This window comes from Streptacidiphilus pinicola, from assembly GCF_003258295.1.
GTDB classification, from domain to species: Bacteria; Actinomycetota; Actinomycetes; order Streptomycetales; family Streptomycetaceae; genus Streptacidiphilus; species Streptacidiphilus pinicola.
The window spans coordinates 1-3448 of sequence record NZ_QKYN01000150.1 but is presented as its reverse complement, the minus strand read 5'-3'; the positions used below and the strand labels follow the sequence as shown (position 1 = coordinate 3448).

The window sequence follows — 3448 nt, the reverse complement described above, 5'->3', positions numbered from 1 at the left end:
TCAAGCTCACGACCTGTCTCCTGTACTGGTGTACTGGTCACCTTTGTTACCGAAGGGTAGCTTACGCCTGGCGCCCTCGGAGCCATACTCCCCCACCCACCCTGAGGCGCAATAAGAGGCCCGCTCACCGTACGTGTGAGATCGACCCTATTGACGGGTCGGACGTGACACGGAGTGCCGTTTGCGGGCACCATCTGCTGTCGGCAACTTACGCTGACGTAACCGTAGGCTCGGGCACCGGCCCGCTGAGCATTGGGCTGACTGTGGCAGATCTCGTGTACCCGCCGATCATCGGTGCGGCCCTGACCGCCTTCCGCGGCCTGGACCTCAAGATCGAGATCGAAGGTGCCGAGAACGTACCGCGCAGCGGCGGTGCGGTGCTGGTCAGCAACCACATCAGCTACCTGGACTTCCTCTTCGCCGGCCTGGGTGCCTACAAGTCCGCCAAGCGCAAGACGCGGTTCATGGCCAAGGACGAGGTCTTCAAGCACCCGGTCTCCGGGCCGCTGATGCGCGGCATGCACCACATCCCCGTGGACCGCTCCGACGGCCAGCCCGCCTACGACGCGGCGGTGGCCGCGCTGCGCGCCGGCGAGGTGGTCGGCGTCTTCCCCGAGGCGACGATCAGCCGCTCGTTCATGCTGAAGAAGTTCAAGACCGGCGCGGCCCGGATGGCGGCGGACGCGGACGTGCCGCTGCTGCCGGTCATCCTCTGGGGCACGCAGAGACTGTGGACCAAGGGCCGGCCGAAGAACCTGACCCGGCGCCACACGCCCGTCAGCATCCGGATCGGTGAACCGATTCTGCTGACCCCGCAGGACCGCCCCGTCATGGTCACCCGCCGCCTGCGCGAGGCCATGAACGCTCTGCTGGAGCGCGCACAGAGCGAGTACCCGGACCAGCCGGCCGGCCCCGAGGACCGCTGGTGGCTCCCGGAGCAGCTGGGCGGCACCGCGCCGACCCCGCAGCAGGCCGAGGACGAGGACAACCGCGCCGCCGAGGAGAAGGCCGCGCGCAAGGACTGAGCCGGCCTGCGTCGACCGCGTGATCAGCGGAAACGCTGGACGTGGACACGACCGGGAACCGGTTGGCGGGCTTCCGCGTCGGATCGGCAACCGATCCAGGAGGACCGATGCACACCACCCTCACCACGCGTTCTCTCGCTGCGGCCGGCGCCCTCTCCGCCGTGCTGCTGCTCAGCGGCTGCTCGTCCACCACGACGACAGGCTCCGGCGTGGCCTCCAGCTCCTCTGCCGCGGCTTCCGCCTCCGCGTCCGCCTCCGCCTCGGCGACGCCCGGCGGCGGGACCTCGGGCACGCCGGGCGGTACCACCTCGGCCACCGGTGCGACCGTCGTCGTGCACAACGCGGACAAGGGCCACACCGTGACCCTGCACCCCGGCCAGACGCTCCAGGTCGTGCTGACGGGCGGCTACTGGCCCGCGCCGACCAGCAGCTCCGCGGCCGTGCTGAAGCAGTCCGGCGCCCCGACGCTCGCCTCCCCCAGCCCCGGCCACGGCTGTCCGCCCGGCGTGGGCTGCCGTGCGCAGCAGACGGAGTTCGTCGCGGTCGCGGCCGGCACCGCGACGGTGAGCGCGACCCGCACCAACTGCGGTGAGGCGATGCGCTGCACCGACGCGAACGGCAAGTTCGACATCACCGTCGTCGTGGCGGCCTCCTGACGGTCGCTCAGGCGAGCATGCGGGCGGCGTGCAGCCGGCTCGCATGCTCGACCAGGGCGATCAGCACCTTCTTCCCCGAGTCGCGCTCGCGCGCGTCGCAGAGGATGACGGGCGTCTCCGCCTCCAGGTCGAGCGCCCGGCCGATCCGCTCCACGGCGTGCGTGCGCGCGCCGGTGAAGCAGTTGACCGCGACGACGAACGGGATGCCGCGGCGCTCGAAGTAGTCCACGGACGGGAAGCAGTCCTGCAGCCTGCGGGTGTCGGCCAGCACCACGGCGCCGAGGGCGCCGTGGGCCAACTCGTCCCACAGGAACCAGAACCGGTCCTGGCCCGGGGTGCCGAAGAGGTAGAGCGAGAGCCCGTCCCGGATGGTGATCCGGCCGAAGTCCATGGCCACCGTCGTGGTGGTCTTCTGCTCCACCCCGCCGAGGTCGTCGACGCCGCGGCTCGCCTCGGTCAGCTGCTCCTCAGTACGCAGCGGGCGGATCTCGCTGACCGCGCCGACCAGGGTGGTCTTGCCCACCCCGAAGCCGCCGGCGACCAGGATCTTCAGGGCGAGTGCGGGTTCGTCGGCGGGCGTCGCGGTCGGGTTGGCGGAGGTGGCGTCAGAGTGCACGGAGGCCATTGATCACTTCTCGGAGGATGCGCTCGTCGGGGAGCATGGCGGGCGGGACGGGACGGCTGACGCGGATCAGTCCCGCGTCCAGGAGGTCGCCGAGGAGCACGCGGACGACGCCGACCGGCAGGTCCAGCTCGGCGGCGATCTCGGCGACGGACTGGGGCTGGTAGCGGCAGAGGTTCAGGATCGAGGCGGACTCGGGCGAGAGCCCGAGCTCCTCCCCGTACGGGCTCTCCGGCCCGTACGGGGTGTCCGCGACAACCATGGCGATCAGGTCGAACGCCTCGCTGGCGGGCCTGGTCCGGCCCCTGGTCAGGGCGTAGAGGCGGACCATGGGGCCCGCCTCCTCGTCGAACCAGTTCGGTTCCATGTCGCTCAGCCCTCAGCCCGCGGATGGAGCGTCGACCGCGCCGCGGGGCGGGGTGTAGAGGTGCTCGCCCACCCGGCGGACCAGGCGGGCCATCTCGTAGGCGATCAGGCCGATGTCCGCGTCCGCGCCGGCGAAGACCGCGAGGCAGGTGCCGTCGCCGGCGGCGACGACGAAGAGGAACCCGCCGTCGAGTTCCACCATCGTCTGCCGCACCTCGCCCGCGTTGAAGTGACGGCCGGTGCCCTTGGCGAGGCTGTGGAAGCCGGACGCCACGGCGGCGAGGTGCTCCCCGTCCTCCCGGCCCAGCCCGGCGGAGACGCCGAGGGCGAGTCCGTCGCGGGAGAGCACGACGGCGTGCCGCACCTGGGCGACCCGGGAGACCAGCTCGTCCAACAGCCAGTTCAGCTCACCGGTGTGATTCATCGTCGCGGCCATCCGCGGCGCTCCTCTCGAAATCCTCGAAGTCCTGGTGCAGTCGCAGATGCCGTCCGGCGGCGCCCCCGCCGTTGCGTCCGCGGTTCCAGCCGTCGCGCAGCGCGGCCATGGTCGCCCTGGCCTGTTCGGGGCTGCGCTCGTCCGCTGCCGCGGCGGCGCGCCCGACGCGTGGCGTCTCGGGCGGCGGGGCCTCGCGCAGTTGCACGGCGATGCTCGCCTGCCGCACACGGCGCGGCAACTCCTCCCCCTCCTGCGCGTTCACCGGCCCGGCCGGCGGGTTCGCCCCGCCGCCCTGACCGACCCCGCCCGCCGCGGGAGCCGCCGCGGCGGGCGGGGTCGGTCA

The 3448-nt window shown here is 72.0% G+C and carries 6 protein-coding genes; 2 read left to right on the top strand and 4 right to left on the bottom strand.

Features of this window, described 5'->3' with window-relative positions; all coding sequences use genetic code 11:
• Positions 1-263 precede the first annotated feature (263 nt).
• Together DN069_RS31900 and DN069_RS31895 are read left to right on the top strand one after the other, a co-directional pair.
• A complete protein-coding gene (locus DN069_RS31900; protein WP_111506722.1) occupies positions 264-1025 on the top strand; it encodes a lysophospholipid acyltransferase family protein in 762 nt (253 codons plus the stop codon).
• Positions 1026-1132: 107 nt separating this feature from the next.
• Entirely contained in the window at positions 1133-1681 is a 549-nt protein-coding gene (locus DN069_RS31895; RefSeq protein ID WP_111506721.1) for a hypothetical protein, read from the top strand.
• Positions 1682-1688: 7 nt separating this feature from the next.
• Here DN069_RS31895 and DN069_RS31890 read toward each other — a convergent pair whose 3' ends face one another.
• Genes DN069_RS31890 through DN069_RS40510 form a run of 4 tightly spaced genes read right to left on the bottom strand, consistent with a single transcriptional unit; the run spans position 1689 to position 3367 of the window.
• Entirely contained in the window at positions 1689-2306 is a 618-nt protein-coding gene (locus tag DN069_RS31890) for a GTP-binding protein (RefSeq protein ID WP_111506720.1), read from the bottom strand.
• Positions 2287-2670: a DUF742 domain-containing protein gene (locus tag DN069_RS31885; RefSeq protein ID WP_111506719.1), complete on the bottom strand. Its 384-nt coding sequence runs from the start codon at positions 2668-2670 to the stop codon at positions 2287-2289. The genes DN069_RS31890 and DN069_RS31885 overlap by 20 nt, the downstream gene beginning before the upstream one ends.
• A 12-nt stretch (positions 2671-2682) precedes the next feature.
• Entirely contained in the window at positions 2683-3105 is a 423-nt protein-coding gene (locus DN069_RS31880) for a roadblock/LC7 domain-containing protein (RefSeq protein WP_111506718.1), read from the bottom strand.
• Positions 3077-3367: a hypothetical protein gene (locus tag DN069_RS40510; RefSeq protein WP_165845727.1), complete on the bottom strand. Its 291-nt coding sequence runs from the start codon at positions 3365-3367 to the stop codon at positions 3077-3079. The genes DN069_RS31880 and DN069_RS40510 overlap by 29 nt, the downstream gene beginning before the upstream one ends.
• Between the last annotated feature and the right edge of the window lie 81 nt (positions 3368-3448).

Excerpts from the sequence above, each read along its gene's own strand:
- DN069_RS31880 (WP_111506718.1), bottom strand. The coding sequence starts at position 3,105 with ATGGCCGCGACGATGAATCACACCGGTGAGCTGAACTGGCTGTTGGAC.
- DN069_RS31885 (WP_111506719.1), bottom strand. The coding sequence starts at position 2,670 with ATGGAACCGAACTGGTTCGACGAGGAGGCGGGCCCCATGGTCCGCCTC.
- DN069_RS31890 (WP_111506720.1), bottom strand. The coding sequence starts at position 2,306 with ATGGCCTCCGTGCACTCTGACGCCACCTCCGCCAACCCGACCGCGACG.
- DN069_RS31895 (WP_111506721.1), top strand. The coding sequence starts at position 1,133 with ATGCACACCACCCTCACCACGCGTTCTCTCGCTGCGGCCGGCGCCCTC.